We start from the raw sequence: 232 nt of genomic DNA on the forward strand, positions 1-232 counted from the left end.
GGCCACGTGTTGCTGCCCTCTGTCTTGCGCTACCTGGAAAAGGGCGGCCGGCGTATCGGCCGCGCGGCCAAGGCCGAGGCGGCGACCGATCCCCGCAACACGATCGTCTCCGTCAAGCGCTTCATGGGCCGCGGCAAGGCGGAAGTCGAGGGCGCCGAAAACGCGCCGTACGATTTCATCGACGCGCCCGGCATGGTGCAGATTCGCACCGTCGACGGCGTGAAGAGTCCGG

The 232-nt window shown here is 68.1% G+C and carries 1 protein-coding gene; it reads left to right on the forward strand.

Annotated elements, in window-relative coordinates:
* Window positions 1-232, forward strand: a 232-nt coding sequence (locus tag SB822_RS61305; protein ID WP_410859692.1) for an Hsp70 family protein, incomplete at both ends; no start/stop codon positions are given.

Origin of the sequence: Paraburkholderia sp. SIMBA_054 (assembly GCF_046534875.1) — a bacterium.
Classification (GTDB): domain Bacteria; phylum Pseudomonadota; class Gammaproteobacteria; order Burkholderiales; family Burkholderiaceae; genus Paraburkholderia; species Paraburkholderia hospita.